Source organism: Planktotalea sp., from assembly GCF_018607995.1.
Taxonomy (GTDB): domain Bacteria; phylum Pseudomonadota; class Alphaproteobacteria; order Rhodobacterales; family Rhodobacteraceae; genus Planktotalea.
In genome coordinates this window covers 1-15,080 of sequence record NZ_JABBAL010000024.1, presented here as the reverse complement: position 1 = coordinate 15,080, position 15,080 = coordinate 1, and the positions used below count along the sequence as shown (strand labels likewise).

The following is a 15,080-nucleotide window of genomic DNA, read 5'->3' as shown; positions in this document are numbered from 1 at the left end:
GTCTAGCCCCTAAGTAACTTGAGACGTTTTCCTAAATGCTGCCTTGCGCCGAAAACGCACAGGGCGGCGTTTTACATTCAAAAGAGAGCCGTTCATGGTATCCGCAGCAGAACAAATGGCAGCCAACACAAGTTGGGCCGCCCTTGGCAAAGCCACTGATCTTCGCAATCGCATCCTTTTCACGCTAGGTTTGCTCATCGTTTATCGATTGGGCACGTTTATTCCGGTTCCTGGAATTGATGGCGCCGCGCTGCGTGAATTTATGGAAAGCGCAGGGCAGGGCATTGGTGGTATGGTGTCCATGTTCACAGGTGGTGCTTTGGGCCGCATGGGCATCTTTGCTCTGGGCATTATGCCTTATATCTCGGCCTCTATTATTGTGCAGTTGCTCACCTCCATGGTGCCGCAGCTTGAGCAATTGAAGAAAGAGGGCCAGCAGGGCCAGAAGAAGATCAACCAATACACGCGCTACGGCACGGTGGCTTTGGCGACGATGCAGGCTTATGGCCTTGCGGTGTCGCTGGAAGCAGGTGGTTTGGTCACTGAGGGCGGTCTTTATTTCCGCGCGGCATGTCTGATCACGCTCGTTGGCGGCACAATGTTCCTTATGTGGCTGGGTGAGCAGATTACTGCACGCGGAATCGGCAACGGTATTTCTTTGATCATCTTCGTCGGTATTATTGCCGAAGTTCCAGCCGCTTTGGCGCAGTTCTTCGCATCAGGGCGTTCCGGTGCGATCTCTCCTGCGGTTATCGTCGGTGTTATTTTGATGGTGGTCGTCACCATTGCCTTTGTGGTGTTTATGGAGCGCGCTTTGCGCAAGATCCATATCCAGTATCCGCGTCGTCAAGTTGGTATGCGCGTGCAGGAAGGCTCATCCTCGCATTTGCCAGTTAAGGTAAATCCAGCGGGCGTTATCCCGGCGATCTTCGCATCTTCATTGCTACTGCTACCTGCGACAATTTCGACATTCTCGGGCAATTCCACGGGTCCGGTGATGTCCACGTTGCTTGCGTACTTCGGCCCTGGTCAGCCGCTTTATCTATTGTTCTTCGCGGCGATGATCGTCTTCTTCACTTTCTTTTATACATTCAATGTCAGCTTCAAAGTCGATGATGTTGCGGATAACTTGAAGAACCAGAACGGTTTTGTGCCAGGCGTACGTCCAGGTAAGAAAACCGCTGAATACCTCGACTTCGTGGTCTCTCGACTCTTGGTACTTGGTTCTGCTTACCTGACTTTGGTGTGCTTACTGCCAGAAATCATCCGCGGCCAATTCGCCATACCGTTTTATTTCGGTGGAACGTCGGTTTTGATCGTTGTATCGGTGACAATGGATACAATTCAACAGGTGCAGAGTCACTTACTCGCACATCAGTATGAAGGTCTGATCCAGAAATCACAGCTGCGCGGTAAGGGTGGCAAAGGACGTAAAAAACGGAGTCCAATTCGCCGATGACACATATTATTCTTCTAGGACCACCCGGAGCGGGTAAAGGTACTCAAGCTCAAATGCTCGTAGAAGACCGCAATATGATCCAGCTTAGTACTGGTGACATGCTGCGCGAAGCCAAAGATAGCGGCACAGAAATGGGCAAGATCGTGGCGGATGTTATGGCGCGCGGAGATTTGGTCACGGACGAGACTGTGATTGGTCTGATCCGCGAGAAGCTTGAAGGCGATAAGGCTGGCGGTTTCATATTTGACGGTTTTCCACGCACATTAGCGCAAGCGGATGCATTGACTGGATTGATGGCGGAGCAGGGCGAAGTTCTGGATCATGCGATTGAATTGCAAGTGGATGACGACGTTTTGGTTGATCGCATTGTTGGCCGTGCGGCTGATGCTGTCGCTGCTGGTGGCACTGCGCGTGCGGACGACAACGCGGAAAGCCTGAAGATCCGCTTGATGGCGTACTACAAGCAAACGTCACCGCTTATTGGCTATTATCATGCGAAAGGTTTGCTGAAAGGCGTTGATGGCCTTGGCACGATGGATGGCGTTAAGGCAGAGATCGCGGGTGTTTTGGACGCCTGAACCGCACTTAGCTTGAGGACCTATTGACCCTCTTCGCAAAAGGTCCTAACCACCGCTATCTCTAACGAGAATCAACCGTCGGATCTGGGGTAGCTACCCTTATTTGACAGATCACCTGATCAGCTTAATCCCTCGGCTAAATTGCCCAGGGTTTTATGTTGTAAAAAAGGGTCCGGCATTACGGACTCGCAACGAAAAGGAAGTCCACACGTGGCACGTATTGCCGGCGTAAACATCCCGACCCATAAGCGGGTCCCGATCGCCCTCACATATATCACTGGCATTGGCCCTGCCTCTGCCAAAGCAATCTGCGAAGCTGTTAAAATCGACGAAACGCGTCGTGTAAACGAGCTCTCAGATGCGGAAGTTCTCGCGGTTCGCGAGCACATCGACGCAACGTACAACGTTGAAGGCGACCTTCGCCGTGAGACGCAGATGAACATCAAACGTTTGATGGACCTTGGTTGTTATCGAGGCCTGCGTCACCGCCGTAACCTGCCAGTTCGTGGTCAGCGCACATCTACAAATGCTCGTACTCGCAAAGGTCCTGCAAAGGCCATTGCTGGTAAGAAGAAGTAAGGGAGGACTGACTAATGGCACGCGAAGCTAAACGCACCAAAAAGAAGGTCTCCAAGAACATCGCCGCTGGCGTTGCTCACGTGAACTCTTCGTTCAACAACACTAAGATTCTTATCTCTGACGTTCAGGGTAACGCAATTTCTTGGTCATCTGCGGGCACGATGGGCTTTAAGGGCTCACGTAAGTCCACGCCATATGCGGCGCAGATGGCTGCTGAAGACGCTGGCCGCAAGGCTGCTGAGCATGGCGTGAAGACGCTGGAAGTTGAAGTTCAGGGCCCAGGCTCTGGTCGCGAGAGCGCACTTCGTGCACTTGCAGCGGCAGGCTTCAACATCACTTCCATTCGCGACGTGACTCCTATGGCTCACAACGGTTGCCGCCCACCAAAGCGCCGCCGCGTCTAAGCACTGATTTCTATGGTAGAGGCTGCGTGTCTGCGCGGCCTCTGCTTCGTCATTTTAACCTCGAGCGTTTTGGTCTTTTGGACATGAGGTCGAAACAAGGATGGAGGGACGTATGATCCACAAAAATTGGGCAGAATTAATTAAGCCAACACAGCTTGATGTAAAGCCAGGAAACGACGCTGGTCGTCAAGCAACGGTTGTTGCAGAACCTCTTGAGCGCGGCTTTGGCCTCACGCTTGGTAACGCGCTGCGCCGTGTATTGATGAGCTCGCTTCAGGGCGCAGCAATCACATCCGTACAAATCGACAACGTTTTGCACGAGTTTTCTTCGGTAGCCGGCGTTCGCGAAGATGTCACAGACATCGTTTTGAACCTCAAAGGCGTGTCCTTGCGCATGGAAGTTGAAGGGCCAAAGCGTCTTTCAATCAATGCAAAGGGCCCAGGCATTGTCACCGCGGGTGACATTTCCGACAGTGCTGGAATCGAAGTTCTCAACCGCGAGCACGTAATCTGCCACCTCGACGATGGTGCAGATGTGTACATGGAACTGACTGTGAATACGGGCAAGGGCTATGTGGCTGCTGAGAAGAATAAGCCAGAAGACGCGCCAATCGGTCTTATCCCGATCGATGCGATCTACTCGCCTGTTAAGAAAGTGTCTTATGACGTGCAGCCGACCCGCGAAGGTCAGGTGCTCGATTATGACAAGCTGACGATGAAAGTCGAAACAGACGGCTCTTTGACGCCTGATGACGCGGTTGCTTACGCGGCGCGCATTTTGCAAGATCAGCTGTCTATCTTCGTGAACTTCGATGAGCCCGAGTCCGCATCCGCGAAGGATGAGGACGATGGTCTTGAGTTCAACCCACTTCTGCTGAAGAAAGTGGACGAGCTGGAGCTTTCCGTACGTTCCGCGAACTGCTTGAAGAACGACAACATCGTTTACATCGGCGATCTGATCCAGAAAACCGAAGCAGAAATGCTGCGCACGCCAAACTTCGGCCGCAAGTCTTTGAACGAGATCAAAGAAGTGCTGTCAGGTATGGGCTTGCACCTTGGCATGGACGTCGAGGACTGGCCACCGGACAACATCGAAGATCTTGCGAAGAAATTCGAAGACGCCTTTTAAGAATTGGTAAGGTGCGTCATAAGACGCACCTTACTTTACGACCCGGGCACATCGCCCCAAGGAGAGTAGTGGAGTACGCATCCGCTGCCAGACAAAGCAAAAACAGCCCGTAGAGGGCACATTATTGGAGAAGACACATGCGTCACGCAAAAGGTTACCGCCGCCTAAACCGTACTCACGAGCACCGTAAAGCGCTCTGGGCGAACATGGCAGGCTCGCTCATCGAGCATGAGCAAATCAAAACAACGCTTCCTAAAGCTAAAGAGCTGAAGCGTATCATGGATAAGATCATCACACTTGGCAAACGCGGCGATCTGCACGCGCGTCGTCAGGCTGCGGCTCAGCTGAAGGAAGACAAGGACGTTGCAAAACTGTTCGAAATCCTCGGCCCACGCTACGCAGACCGCCCAGGTGGCTACACACGCGTTCTCAAAGCGGGCTTCCGCTACGGTGATATGGCACCAATGGCGATCATCGAATTGGTTGACCGCGACGTTGACGCGAAAGGCGCGGCTGACAAAGCGCGCGTTGCAGCGGAAGCAGACACGGACGAGTAAGCCACTGGCTTAACGGTTTAAGATTTAGAAAGGCCCTCGCGTGATGCGGGGGCTTTTTGCGTTTGCGGAGTGGGAGGGAGTACGAAACGTAAAATCTGCTTCTCGCCCTTACTTACAATCAGCCACAGCTCTCTGAAGCGGCTTTGCCAGCGTCAGACTTGTTTTATTCGTCGATTTGTAACCACAGCTTTCGTAGAATTTCTTAGCCGTTTTGGTGCTTTCCAATACGCATTCTCGACTGCCCACTTCGACAGCCACACTCTCTAAAGATTCGAGTAACGCTTTGCTTACGCTAGAGAACCGAGCATCAGGTAGAACGTAATTCAGCAAGACTTCTCCATCGTGATCTACCATTCCGACCCCAATAATTTCACTGGCTTTTACACCTACGAGCACGGTCGCATCGCCGCGCATGAGCCATTCCCCCCATGACGTTTCTGTCTTGTTGGACAACCAATCCGCAACTTCTCGGGCATCACCTTCATGATCTGCGACGCATAATTCGGAGATTGATCGGCGCACCACATTGATTGCTTCAGCTCCATCGGCATCACATCCTTTACGAATAATGATTTTCATCCATCCATCCTTTAGCTTGGCTTGGTGATGATAAAGAAAAGCCGTTGCGCAACAATGGTAACTTCGTCCGCATAGCAGCCGTTCAACAACTTTTAAAAAGCCCCCATCTTCAAGCTGAGTAAGGGCGCGTGTAGGCTGCATTCAGCGCATTATTTTGTGAAAATTGAAGATGTTCCGCAGCTATTAGGCCATATTCGTATAAATGCCGCATATTTATACGTATTTTTAGGTTTTTTGCGTCATTCTCGCATGTCGCATCCGCTACTAAAGTCACCAACCCCAGCAGGAAAGCCCCAAAATGACCGCCACCCACGTCTACCAATCCATTGCACGCGCGACCCACGAGCATGGTGTCGATACTATGTTCGGCCTCATGGGGGATGCGAACCTCTTTATGGTGGACGCTTTCGTGCGTGAACGGAATGGTCGCTTTATCCCAGCCGCGCATGAGGGCAGTGCGGTCTTGATGGCGCTGGCTTATGCGCATGTGTCGGGCAAAGTGGGCGTGGCGACGATCACTCATGGGCCAGCACTGACCAATGCGATGACCGCGTTGACCGAAGCGGCGCGGGGACATGTGGCGATGGTTATTCTTGTGGGGGACACGCCCGTTGATAATCCGCGTCATCTGCAAAGCATTGATCAACGCGAGGTCGTCAAAGCTAGTGGGGCAGGGTTCGAACAACTCCGCTCGCCCGCGACCACGGGGAAGGACGTTGCGCGCGCCTTTTATCGCGCTCAGGTGGAACGTCGCCCGATCGTGCTGAACATGCCTGCGGATTTTATGTGGCAAGAGGTGACGCATGACATGCAAGTGCTTGATGTGTTCACAGCACCCGGTGGCGTGGCTGAGGGGGATACGTTGGACAATGCGATTGGGATGATCGCCTCTGCACGGCGGCCTTTGATCCTTGCGGGGGCGGGTGCGAATCATGCGCGGGATCAACTGATTGCGCTGGCGGATCGTTTGGAAGCACCACTGGCGACAACCCTGAAAGCCAAGGGGTTGTTCAACGACCATCCCTATAACATCGACATCTTCGGCACGCTGTCCACGCCAGCCGCTTATGATCTTATCGCGCAATCGGATTGCATCATTTGTTTCGGAACCGCCTTGCATGATTTCACCACGGACCGTGGTAAGTTGATGAAAGACAAGCGCATCGTGCAGATCGATGTGGAGCCTGAAGCGATTGGCGGTGGCCTGCATCCTGACGCGGCTTTGGTGGCGGATGCGGGGCTGACGGCAGAAACGATCCTGTGGTGGCTGAACGAGGCGGAGATCGCGGCAAGTGGGTTTACCCGCGAACTGGATGTGCCCGCATTGACTGCGCATCCGGTTGGGTCACAAAAGAACACCGAAGGCTTTGTGAATTACGTTCATGCTTTGGGTCGCTTGGAAGAGGCTTTGCCGAAGGATCGTGTCCTGGTCTCTGATGGCGGGCGTTTCATGACTGAGGTCTGGTGCCGCATTTCTGCGCCGAACCCGCAAAGCTTTGTCGCGACTGTGAATTTCGGTGCGATTGGCTTGGGCTTGCAAGAAGCGATTGGCGCAGGGCTTGGCGCACCCGAACGCCCTGTGGTGATGTTTAGCGGCGATGGTGGCTTTATGATGGGGGGCATCAATGAGTTTAACACGGCTGTGCGTCTTGGGCTCGATCTGATTGTGATCATCGCGAACGATTCCGCGTATGGGGCGGAACATATTCAGTTTATCGATCGCAAAATGGACCCAAGCCTGACAGAATTTAACTGGCCCTCTTTTGCAGAGGTAGCGCGTTCCTTGGGTGGGGAGGGTGTCGAGGTGTCCTCCAAGTATGAGTTGGAGAGCGCGATTGAAGCGATGACAGCCCGCAAGGGCCCGTTCTTGATGGAGCTGAAACTTGATCCAAATGATGTGCCCCGCATGCGGATATAAAGCGTCGCGGGGCTCAAAAAAGCCTAGTCGATCTTGACCCAATTCACCGTCAGATCCGTCCCTGCGGCTGAAAATAGCTTGGCAATTGCGCAGTATTTGGCGGTTTCAACACCGACATGATCCAAGTCCGCTTGGGACGCCTCGGTTTTGCAATTCACCGTCAAAGTGATTGCAGGAAACGGTACGTCGATTTCTTCCTGCATCAGCACGCCACGCCGATCAAACTTGCAATCTGCATCAATCGTGACCTCGCCCAGCTCGACGCCCAAACGATGTGCGTTCTTGTGGCCAATCACATTTGTGCAAGCGATCAAAGCGGTCATCGCGGCTTCGGTTGGCGTGGGGCCGAGGTTAGTGCCATCGCGCTCAAGCGGTTCGTCGATCACAACGTGCAAATCACGTACAGGGATTTCTGTGCGCGAGTGTGTTGGGCACTGCGCGGTCGCGCGGTAGGTGACGACGGTTTTCATTTTGATGGCCATGCTTTGGCTCCTTTTCAGCGTGTGAGCAAATCTTCTAGACTGAGACGCGCAGCAAACCTTTGCGTAGCGCTGACTCAGCTTAAGCCATAATATTGCATAGAAAATTCGATTTGGCTTGGGTTTTGTGATTGAATTATGCCCCTTGGCGGACCAGAACGATCTGGGTGTTGCCGGCACCACAGGTGATATGATCAGGTGCCGCTTTAACAGCGCTTGCAAAGCGGGAGGCAAACCAAATACTTTTGCGTAAATGCGCGAAAGGAATAGGGCGATGAAGCAACGTAAACTGGGACAAAACGGGCCAACGGTCAGTGCAATCGGCTATGGAGCGATGTCGTTCACGGATTTTTACGGGCCTGCGGATGATGCGGAGTCTGCACGTGTTCTGGATACCTGTCTGGAGTTGGGGATCACGCATTTGGATACGTCTAACGCCTATGGCATGGGGCGCTCTGAAACAGTGATCGGCGATTGGCTGCGCGCGCGTGGTGGTGAAACTCCGTTCACAATCGCTACCAAAGTTGGCATAACACGTGATCCTGAGCATCGTTTTAACAACGCGCCCGAGCACCTTACACAAGAGCTGGATGACAGCCTGAAACGTCTCGGTGTTGAGGCGATTGATCTTTATTATTTGCATCGTCGTGACCTTCGCCACGAGATCGAAGAGGTGACAGAAACCATGGCCGGTTTTGTCAAAGCGGGTAAGATCAAAGCCATCGGTTACTCCGAAATCGCGCCCTCGTCTTTGCGTCGCGCTCATGCGGTGCACGCGATTGCGGCGGTTCAATCGGAATATTCGCTGTCAACACGCTCGCCCGAGCTGGGTTTGATCCAGACCTGCGCTGACATTGGTGCGTCTTTGGTGGCCTTTTCGCCGGTGGGGCGCAGCTTGCTTACCGATCGGCCACATAGTCTGGCGGCGGTTCAAGACATGCCGTTCCTCAAAGGAAATCCGCGCTTTATGGAGCCTCATCTGAGTGCGAACCATAGCTACAATGCCAATTTCTGTGCGCTTGCGGCGGACATGGGGATGTCGGCTGCGACGCTCGCGCTGGCTTGGGTCTTGCATCAAGGGCCAGAGGTGATTGCCATCCCCGGTACGCGCAGCATCGCGCATTTGAAAGAACTGGCAGCAGGCGGTGAAATGGACCTCTCCCAAGAGGATATCGCGCGGATCGAAGTGGTCTTGCCTGTGGGCTGGGCGCATGGGGATCGTTATTCCGCAGCGCAGTGGGTTGGGCCAGAGCGGTATTGCTAAAGCGCAATGGCGCATCACTTTGAATATTGAGGAACATGAGCCATGAGCGATCAGAGCAACCGTAAGCAATCCATCGTCACGCGCGTGGCGCAGGCCTTGCATTTTGTGGAGGCGGAAACAGGCGCGGTCGTGCCAGCGATCCAGCCCGCTGCCACCTATGCGCGTGATGAGAATTACGAAGTGCGCAAGCCCTATTGGTATCGCCGCGATGGCAGCCAAACGACGGCACATGCAGAGGCGATCATTGCAGAACTCGAGAATGGTGCAGATTCGCTCTTGTTCTCGTCAGGCATGTCGGCTTGCACTGCCGTGATTGAACACCTGCCCACAGGCGCGCATGTGGTCGTGCCCAAGGTCATGTATCATGGTGTTTTGCAGCAAGTTCAGAACTACGAGAAGAACAAACGTATCACCGTTAGTTATTATACTGCGGGCAATCTAGGAGAGTTGGTGAGTGCTGCACGGGCAGGGGAAACGCAACTTGTTTGGGTGGAAACGCCCAACAATCCCAACTGGGAAGTGACCGACATTGCCGCCGCCGCAGAGATTGCCCATGAGGCGGGTGCCAAACTGATCGCAGATTGCACCGCAACGCCGCCCTCTATGACTCGTGCGCTGGAGTTGGGGGCTGACATCTCTTTCCACTCGGCCACCAAATACCTTAACGGCCATTCTGATATCACGGCTGGGGTTCTGTCGGTGAAAGAGACCGGACAATTCTGGGATGACATCGCCATGGTGCGCAAATTGCAGGGCACGGTGCTGCATTCGCAAGATGCGTGGCTCTTGATCCGTGGCATGCGCACCTTGTTTCTGAGGGTGGAGCGGTCTTGCAAAAACGCAATGGCGATAGCGACTCATTTTGAGGGGCATCCCCATATCGAGGCGGTATTGTATCCCGGCCTTGCCTCTGATCCGGGGCATGAGGTTGCCAAGCGCCAGACAGGTGGGCAATTCGGGGGGATGATGTCGATCATCATCAAAGGCACGGAACAAACGGCGGTTGATGTGACCCGATTTTGCGAGTTGTTTTATCCTGCGACATCGCTTGGTGGAGTGGAAAGTCTGGTGGAGCACCGTAAAACCGTGTCCGGCGAAGGCTTCCCTGTGCATCCGCGTTTGCTGCGTCTGTCGATCGGGATCGAAGAGGCAGATGATCTAATTTACGATCTGGAACAAGCCTTGGTGCGCGCGTGTGGTTAACTGTGAATGCCCCTGCAGATTGCGAGAGACAATGAGGCTTTACCGGGCCTTTGGTCGAAGGCTTTGAGTGTTTCATCAAGCACGGTCGCCTTCATTTTGCGTGAGACCGCATATGTTGCACAAATCGAGTGTTGGGTTTCACGGTTGAATCCAGGGTGATAGCTTGAGGCATGAGCCGTTGGGCCCCTACGAAGTACAAGATTACAAATTGGCCGTTTTACAATGACAGTTTAAAGTGGCGCAGTTCGTTGTAATTTCGCTTCGATCCAGTGATGTCTTGGAGCTCGCAGCCAAGCGGCAAGAGGGGTCGGTAACAGTAATAAAATGATGCAGCTATTCAAACTTGTTTGGTAGTCTCCCCCTTTATGGGGTCCAACCGTAAAATTTATGCGGTTGCTTTTATCTTCATAGCGGGTGTTTTGCCGCCGATGCCCATGTTGGGTCGCTCGTTGTTCTAAGTCCAGAGCCATTTAGCTGCTTGGTCCTGTGCCTTAGGAATGTAGTGATCTTCGCTGTTCGCGAATTCTGTTGAAAAACTCTTCCTTGATCGGAAGCTCATTCACTGGTTTAAATGCCATATTGATTGGAGGATTTGGCGATGATGGGTCCAAAGCAGAAAGCGCAAGGCGCGCAGTTTTATGAGTTTTCGCTGGAAGATCATGTTCCCAAATATCACCTCTAGCGCTCGATTGATCGGTTTGTTGATCTGAGTGACATTCGCCAGTGTGTTGCCGAGTTTTATAGCCTCACGGGCTGTCCGTTGATTGATCCTGAGATTTTTGGATCTGCATGCTGTGGGTAGGGTACTGTTTTTGCATCCGTTCAGAGTGCCACCTGTGTGAAGAGGTGCATCTGAACCTGGCCTATCGCTGGTTATGTCGTCTCGATTTATCTGATCCAATCCTTAACCATTCAACCTTTTTTAAGAACCGGCACGGGCGCTTTCGGGAAAGCAAACTACTCAGGCATCTGTTTGAGAAGAGCGTTGGCCGCTGCATCGCAGATGGCCTGGTGAGCGGCCAACGCCTTTTGGCAGACGCAAGTTTGATTGAAACCGATGCGAGCAAACAGAACTCCACGCCAAAGGAAGATTGGAATTTCAGCGCCATCGATCCAAACGATGCATCGCGTGCAGTAAAAGAATATCTCGATGTCTTGGACGATGCTGCATTATTGGCCGCATCGGAGGTTGAACCCAAGTTACGTCCCATCCCGATCCCGCAAGCCAGTGGACGGCAGCACGCAAAGGCCTTGCGTTCTTTAACTTTTCGACAAACGATCAAATCGATACGGGTTAGACCGTTATCGTCGATGTCGAGCCGAGCCGTTATATTCTAAGCGCGGAAGTTGAGGCACCACGAACCATGCTGGATAGGGTCGAAGATCGCTTCGATCTTCAACCAGAACGTCTCATCTCCGATACAGCTTACGGTTATGCCATGAACCTTGGCTGGCTGGTCGAACACGGTATTGCCCCGCACATCGCTGTCATCGATCAGTAGGGTCGCAAGGATGGAACTTGGTCTCGGGCTGACTGCGAATGGGATGCCGAGAACAACCAGTACATCTGCCCAGAAGGTGAACCTCTCAAGCAGTTCTGACGCAATTATTCAGACCCAAACCGTGGTTCATCTGGCAGAGGTGTCGCGAAATACCAAGCTCTAAAACACGCATGTCAGGCTTGTCCCTCCAAATTAAAGTGCTGCCCCAAAAGCCGATACCCGCAAGATCACCCATGAAGAAAACGAAGACACCCGCTAGGTAGCCCGCGACATTGCCAAGACCACGCAATACAAAATCTCGATGCGGCAAAGAGAGAAGGTGGAGATGCTCGTTGCCCAGCTTAAACGTATTCTTGGGTTGGGTAGGCTCTGATTACGTATCCCCTGCGGCGCCAATGACGAATTCCTTCTTGCTAAAAACTGCCCAAAACCTTTGCAAATTGGCAAAGGTCTTTCCTGCACCGCAGCAAACGCGCCAAGCCTGATAAGAAAGGCGCTCGCGCAATATCCCATTCCTAATTTTGGGCACCTGCAATACGTTGTTTTTCCACAAAAATGGTCCAAGCCAGGCCTTTGTCGATCATCAAGATGCCGCCCACAGCTCCCCCAAAGTAGATATTAGAAATGGAACGCGGCGTTTTGGTGAGGTCCATGCTTTGAATTCTAACATAGCTGAATGGGCACTTCCGAAACTTCCAACTTGCGTTTCAGCGCTAGAGCATAGCATTTTCTGAATATCCTACTCATAAACCGAAGTGCTATATGCTGATCTACGCCTCTGACCATTCGCTCTACTGTGCCAAGTTGCGCATTTTACTGCATCATAAAAAATTATCCTTCAGGGAAGCCCCACCGCCGGGTGGAGGTGGGTCGTCCACATATCTGGCGCTTGTGCCATCGGGCAATATTCCGGCGCTCGTTGACGGAAACTTGACGCTGACAGATAGCGAAGCGATTGCGGAATATCTGGAAGAAAAATATCCGGAAATTCCAATGTTACCTAACACGCTTGTTGGGCGTGCGCGATCTCGGGAACGCTCTCGATTTTCCGATACACGATTGGAACCTGCTTTGCGTCTGACGTTCCCGTATGTTGACCCTGAAATGCGTGAAGCCGCAACGATCAGCATAGCACATACTCAGATTAATCTGCGGCTGTACGGATTGGGCATCATGTTGCAGCAATTGGAATTACCGCGTGACCGCCTTTGGATGGGTGATCTCGGTACTATTGTGACGCTTGAGTGGATCGCTCTTTTCGAAGGGACAGTTGTGCCGAAGTTGGAATGGCCTGCGGCAGTACAGATCTATCGCTCGGACATGTTAAAACATCCAGCCGTTGCCAGAGAACTCGCCACATATCGGCCTGCGATGCTCCATTACATGCGAGAAAAAGGCGCGCATTAGTCTAAGAGACTTGAGCCACAGTGGCAGGCGGCCCAAACTAGTTATCCGTGTCGGCTTTGTTGCACAAATCAGGCGAAGGACGCTCTTGGCCTTACCACATACGGGTTTAGTTTACAGGCTTCGTAATAGGTATGCCAAGAGCCGTGTAGCGGTTGAGGACAGCGATGCGGACGTGGATCTCTGCAACCTGCCGATCAAAACACCTCACCATCAACGATTGGCCAAGTAGTTTCTTGCAGTGCATCTTCGTTTCGACGCGGCTTCGGCGGTGGTATCCATTCCAACGTTGCCACAAGGTATGGCCCAGATATTGCTGCGGACTGACCGCTTCGTTTCGGGCAATCGCTCCGGCGCTCGTCAGCTTATAGGGCTTGGCATTCTTGCGCGGAGGGGTCACGGCATTGGCACCTCTGGCAGCAATCGACTCGACGCATTTACGCGTGTTATATGCCCCATCAGCTGTGACGTTGCGGATGTCCTGATCGTGCGAGATTTGGTTCAGAAGTTCTGGCAGCATGGGAGCCTCTCCGAGTTTCTGCTTGTGACCTCGACCGTCCGAAGCTCCAATGTTTCGTCGTCAATTCAAATATGTATTTTCCGTCAGATTCGGCGTTTGGGGCCGCCCTCTGCCCGGTAGCACATGCTTGCATGTGTGAGAAGGATGCTTGCGGGCGCTCCACTCGCCTCCACCTTTGGCCTTGATGCCTTTGCCACTTCTTAGCTTAACCTAATTACCGTTTGTTCGGTATCTTTGCTACGGGATCAGTCTGACGCGCAGTGGCCTGTCTCAAGATCAAGGATGGCAGGGTGCGGGAGAAGAGTATTGGTGGTTCAAAGCAAGACACACAAACCAGTGTAGTTTGAATTGGCTGAACACACGCGAGAAACCGTGACCAAGTGGTTCAAGTCTCTGGAAAAGCTGCATACGCCCTTTGAGCACCCACAAATTTGATGGATCGATCACTCTTCTTACTTAGTTGCACTACTGCGTCATAAAAGCAGACCCTATGAAAATCATCGCGCGGGGGCAAAGTTCCACCGAGCGTGAGTGAGAGGTGAATGTTGCGAAAGGAAGGTTTTGGAATACTTGGTCTTGATGACTTTCAAGGGCCGCTCCTGTGAAATTTGAGACGTCACCAAAATAACTCTAACGCAAATGCAAATGAATGCTGCGTCAGCAATATGCCCATACATCAATGTCGGGAAAGTCCGGTTGTGTGAGTTCGCCTATCAACCAATTACGCAGTCGCCGCGAATGACTGCAATGATGGGCCGCACCGCAGCAGCTTGACTGGACGGCCAAGGTCGGCTCTAGGCCGGGCATGTCGCGAATGAGTACGGATCGTTAATAGATACGACTGCAAGTTCGGAACTAGCGAGCGAGTCAAAATTTATTACCCCGCCCCGTGATTGAACATTGCCAACGATTGCTGGACTACCTTCCTCAAAGTGAACGAGTTGCACAATGACGGGTTTTTCTCTCAGAGCGGTATTTTCTTAGCACGCTCCATGCCCTATTCATCCGCTCGGCTCCCTTTTCATGCTAAATTGGTTTCAGGCAATCGCGGATCGCGATTCGGTCAAGGTCCCCAACGGGCATATCTCCAAGCATTGGCAAGATGTGCAATTCAATGGGACAAAACCAACGCCTAGCTTTCCCATCGCATTTCAATTGGGCTTTGTTGCTCTCAACCGCTTCTTTGGCGACGTTGCGTGATACGTGCAGTTTACGATGCGCTCGCGCCTTCTAACGTCTACGCTCGACAATGGCTTTGTGGGGACGCCGGTAATCTTTGGCCATTTGAGGCCAAGTGGTCGCCGCGTTACGGGCTTTTGCCAAGCTAATACGCCGATAGGTACCAAGACCCATTTCTCGGCGGCGCTTGTTTTAGATTACCCGTAAGCCCCACGGTCTACGCCCGTTGGGTTTGATATGCAGCCAAAGACCCTCACCATCGTTTTACTTACTAGGGTCAGGACCCATTAACTGATTGAGCTTGCGGCGCTGTCATGATTCACGGC

The 15,080-nt window shown here is 52.7% G+C and carries 14 protein-coding genes and 4 pseudogenes; 13 read left to right on the top strand and 5 right to left on the bottom strand.

The window, feature by feature from the left end:
- The first annotated feature begins 94 nt into the window (after positions 1-94).
- From secY to rplQ, 6 genes are all read left to right on the top strand, one after another.
- Positions 95-1,459, top strand: a complete 1,365-nt coding sequence (gene secY, locus QZ280_RS10625) for a preprotein translocase subunit SecY (protein WP_293443806.1) — start codon at positions 95-97, stop codon at positions 1,457-1,459.
- Entirely contained in the window at positions 1,456-2,037 is a 582-nt protein-coding gene (locus QZ280_RS10620) for an adenylate kinase (protein WP_293443803.1), read from the top strand. The genes secY and QZ280_RS10620 overlap by 4 nt, the downstream gene beginning before the upstream one ends.
- A gap of 210 nt (positions 2,038-2,247) precedes the next feature.
- Entirely contained in the window at positions 2,248-2,616 is a 369-nt protein-coding gene (gene rpsM, locus QZ280_RS10615; RefSeq protein WP_009829693.1) for a 30S ribosomal protein S13, read from the top strand.
- A gap of 14 nt (positions 2,617-2,630) precedes the next feature.
- Positions 2,631-3,020: a 30S ribosomal protein S11 gene (gene rpsK, locus QZ280_RS10610; protein WP_009828689.1), complete on the top strand. Its 390-nt coding sequence runs from the start codon at positions 2,631-2,633 to the stop codon at positions 3,018-3,020.
- Between the two features lie 112 nt (positions 3,021-3,132).
- Positions 3,133-4,149 (top strand): DNA-directed RNA polymerase subunit alpha, encoded by a 1,017-nt coding sequence (locus tag QZ280_RS10605; protein WP_040777493.1) that lies wholly within the window; start codon positions 3,133-3,135, stop codon positions 4,147-4,149.
- Positions 4,150-4,286: 137 nt separating this feature from the next.
- A complete protein-coding gene (gene rplQ, locus QZ280_RS10600) occupies positions 4,287-4,706 on the top strand; it encodes a 50S ribosomal protein L17 (RefSeq protein ID WP_293443794.1) in 420 nt (139 codons plus the stop codon).
- Positions 4,707-4,814: 108 nt separating this feature from the next.
- On the opposite strand, the gene QZ280_RS10595 is transcribed toward rplQ, so the two are convergent.
- Positions 4,815-5,285 (bottom strand): GNAT family N-acetyltransferase, encoded by a 471-nt coding sequence (locus QZ280_RS10595; protein ID WP_293443791.1) that lies wholly within the window; start codon positions 5,283-5,285, stop codon positions 4,815-4,817.
- Between the two features lie 298 nt (positions 5,286-5,583).
- On the opposite strand from QZ280_RS10595, the gene QZ280_RS10590 reads away from it, so the two are divergent.
- Entirely contained in the window at positions 5,584-7,203 is a 1,620-nt protein-coding gene (locus QZ280_RS10590) for a thiamine pyrophosphate-binding protein (RefSeq protein WP_293443788.1), read from the top strand.
- Positions 7,204-7,226: 23 nt separating this feature from the next.
- Here the strand turns inward: QZ280_RS10590 and QZ280_RS10585 are convergent, their stop codons facing one another.
- The gene (locus tag QZ280_RS10585) at positions 7,227-7,685 is read right to left on the bottom strand and encodes an OsmC family protein (RefSeq protein ID WP_293443785.1); all 459 of its coding nucleotides are present in this window, start codon (positions 7,683-7,685) and stop codon (positions 7,227-7,229) included.
- Between the two features lie 271 nt (positions 7,686-7,956).
- Between QZ280_RS10585 and QZ280_RS10580 the strand changes: the two genes are divergently transcribed.
- From QZ280_RS10580 to QZ280_RS10570, 3 genes and pseudogenes are all read left to right on the top strand, one after another.
- Positions 7,957-8,946, top strand: coding sequence for an aldo/keto reductase (locus tag QZ280_RS10580; protein ID WP_293443782.1), 990 nt, complete (start codon positions 7,957-7,959; stop codon positions 8,944-8,946).
- Between the two features lie 42 nt (positions 8,947-8,988).
- The gene (locus QZ280_RS10575; protein ID WP_293443779.1) at positions 8,989-10,149 is read left to right on the top strand and encodes a PLP-dependent aspartate aminotransferase family protein; all 1,161 of its coding nucleotides are present in this window, start codon (positions 8,989-8,991) and stop codon (positions 10,147-10,149) included.
- A 170-nt stretch (positions 10,150-10,319) separates the two neighbouring features.
- Positions 10,320-10,460: pseudogene (locus tag QZ280_RS10570) on the top strand (IS5/IS1182 family transposase); the annotation flags it as partial.
- A 74-nt stretch (positions 10,461-10,534) separates the two neighbouring features.
- Here QZ280_RS10570 and QZ280_RS10565 read toward each other — a convergent pair.
- Positions 10,535-10,648 (bottom strand): annotated as a pseudogene (locus QZ280_RS10565) (IS3 family transposase); the annotation flags it as partial.
- A 99-nt stretch (positions 10,649-10,747) separates the two neighbouring features.
- On the opposite strand from QZ280_RS10565, the pseudogene QZ280_RS10560 reads away from it, so the two are divergent.
- Positions 10,748-12,136 (top strand): annotated as a pseudogene (locus QZ280_RS10560) (IS1182 family transposase).
- A gap of 30 nt (positions 12,137-12,166) precedes the next feature.
- Here the strand turns inward: QZ280_RS10560 and QZ280_RS10555 are convergent.
- Positions 12,167-12,304, bottom strand: coding sequence for a hypothetical protein (locus QZ280_RS10555; RefSeq protein ID WP_293443776.1), 138 nt, complete (start codon positions 12,302-12,304; stop codon positions 12,167-12,169).
- 109 nt (positions 12,305-12,413) lie between these two features.
- On the opposite strand from QZ280_RS10555, the gene QZ280_RS10550 reads away from it, so the two are divergent.
- The gene (locus tag QZ280_RS10550) at positions 12,414-13,058 is read left to right on the top strand and encodes a glutathione S-transferase family protein (protein ID WP_293443773.1); all 645 of its coding nucleotides are present in this window, start codon (positions 12,414-12,416) and stop codon (positions 13,056-13,058) included.
- Positions 13,059-13,164: 106 nt separating this feature from the next.
- Here QZ280_RS10550 and QZ280_RS10545 read toward each other — a convergent pair.
- Positions 13,165-13,764 (bottom strand): annotated as a pseudogene (locus QZ280_RS10545) (IS5 family transposase); the annotation flags it as partial.
- Positions 13,765-14,598: 834 nt separating this feature from the next.
- Between QZ280_RS10545 and QZ280_RS10540 the strand changes: the two are divergent.
- The gene (locus tag QZ280_RS10540) at positions 14,599-14,775 is read left to right on the top strand and encodes a hypothetical protein (protein ID WP_293443770.1); all 177 of its coding nucleotides are present in this window, start codon (positions 14,599-14,601) and stop codon (positions 14,773-14,775) included.
- The last annotated feature ends 305 nt before the right edge of the window (positions 14,776-15,080 follow it).

Coding starts and splice junctions, on each gene's coding strand:
- secY (WP_293443806.1), top strand. CDS start 95: ATGGTATCCGCAGCAGAACAAATGGCAGCCAACACAAGTTGGGCCGCC.
- QZ280_RS10620 (WP_293443803.1), top strand. CDS start 1,456: ATGACACATATTATTCTTCTAGGACCACCCGGAGCGGGTAAAGGTACT.
- rpsK (WP_009828689.1), top strand. CDS start 2,631: ATGGCACGCGAAGCTAAACGCACCAAAAAGAAGGTCTCCAAGAACATC.
- QZ280_RS10605 (WP_040777493.1), top strand. CDS start 3,133: ATGATCCACAAAAATTGGGCAGAATTAATTAAGCCAACACAGCTTGAT.
- rplQ (WP_293443794.1), top strand. CDS start 4,287: ATGCGTCACGCAAAAGGTTACCGCCGCCTAAACCGTACTCACGAGCAC.
- QZ280_RS10595 (WP_293443791.1), bottom strand. CDS start 5,285: ATGAAAATCATTATTCGTAAAGGATGTGATGCCGATGGAGCTGAAGCA.
- QZ280_RS10590 (WP_293443788.1), top strand. CDS start 5,584: ATGACCGCCACCCACGTCTACCAATCCATTGCACGCGCGACCCACGAG.
- QZ280_RS10585 (WP_293443785.1), bottom strand. CDS start 7,685: ATGGCCATCAAAATGAAAACCGTCGTCACCTACCGCGCGACCGCGCAG.
- QZ280_RS10580 (WP_293443782.1), top strand. CDS start 7,957: ATGAAGCAACGTAAACTGGGACAAAACGGGCCAACGGTCAGTGCAATC.
- QZ280_RS10575 (WP_293443779.1), top strand. CDS start 8,989: ATGAGCGATCAGAGCAACCGTAAGCAATCCATCGTCACGCGCGTGGCG.
- QZ280_RS10555 (WP_293443776.1), bottom strand. CDS start 12,304: ATGGACCTCACCAAAACGCCGCGTTCCATTTCTAATATCTACTTTGGG.
- QZ280_RS10550 (WP_293443773.1), top strand. CDS start 12,414: ATGCTGATCTACGCCTCTGACCATTCGCTCTACTGTGCCAAGTTGCGC.
- QZ280_RS10540 (WP_293443770.1), top strand. CDS start 14,599: ATGCTAAATTGGTTTCAGGCAATCGCGGATCGCGATTCGGTCAAGGTC.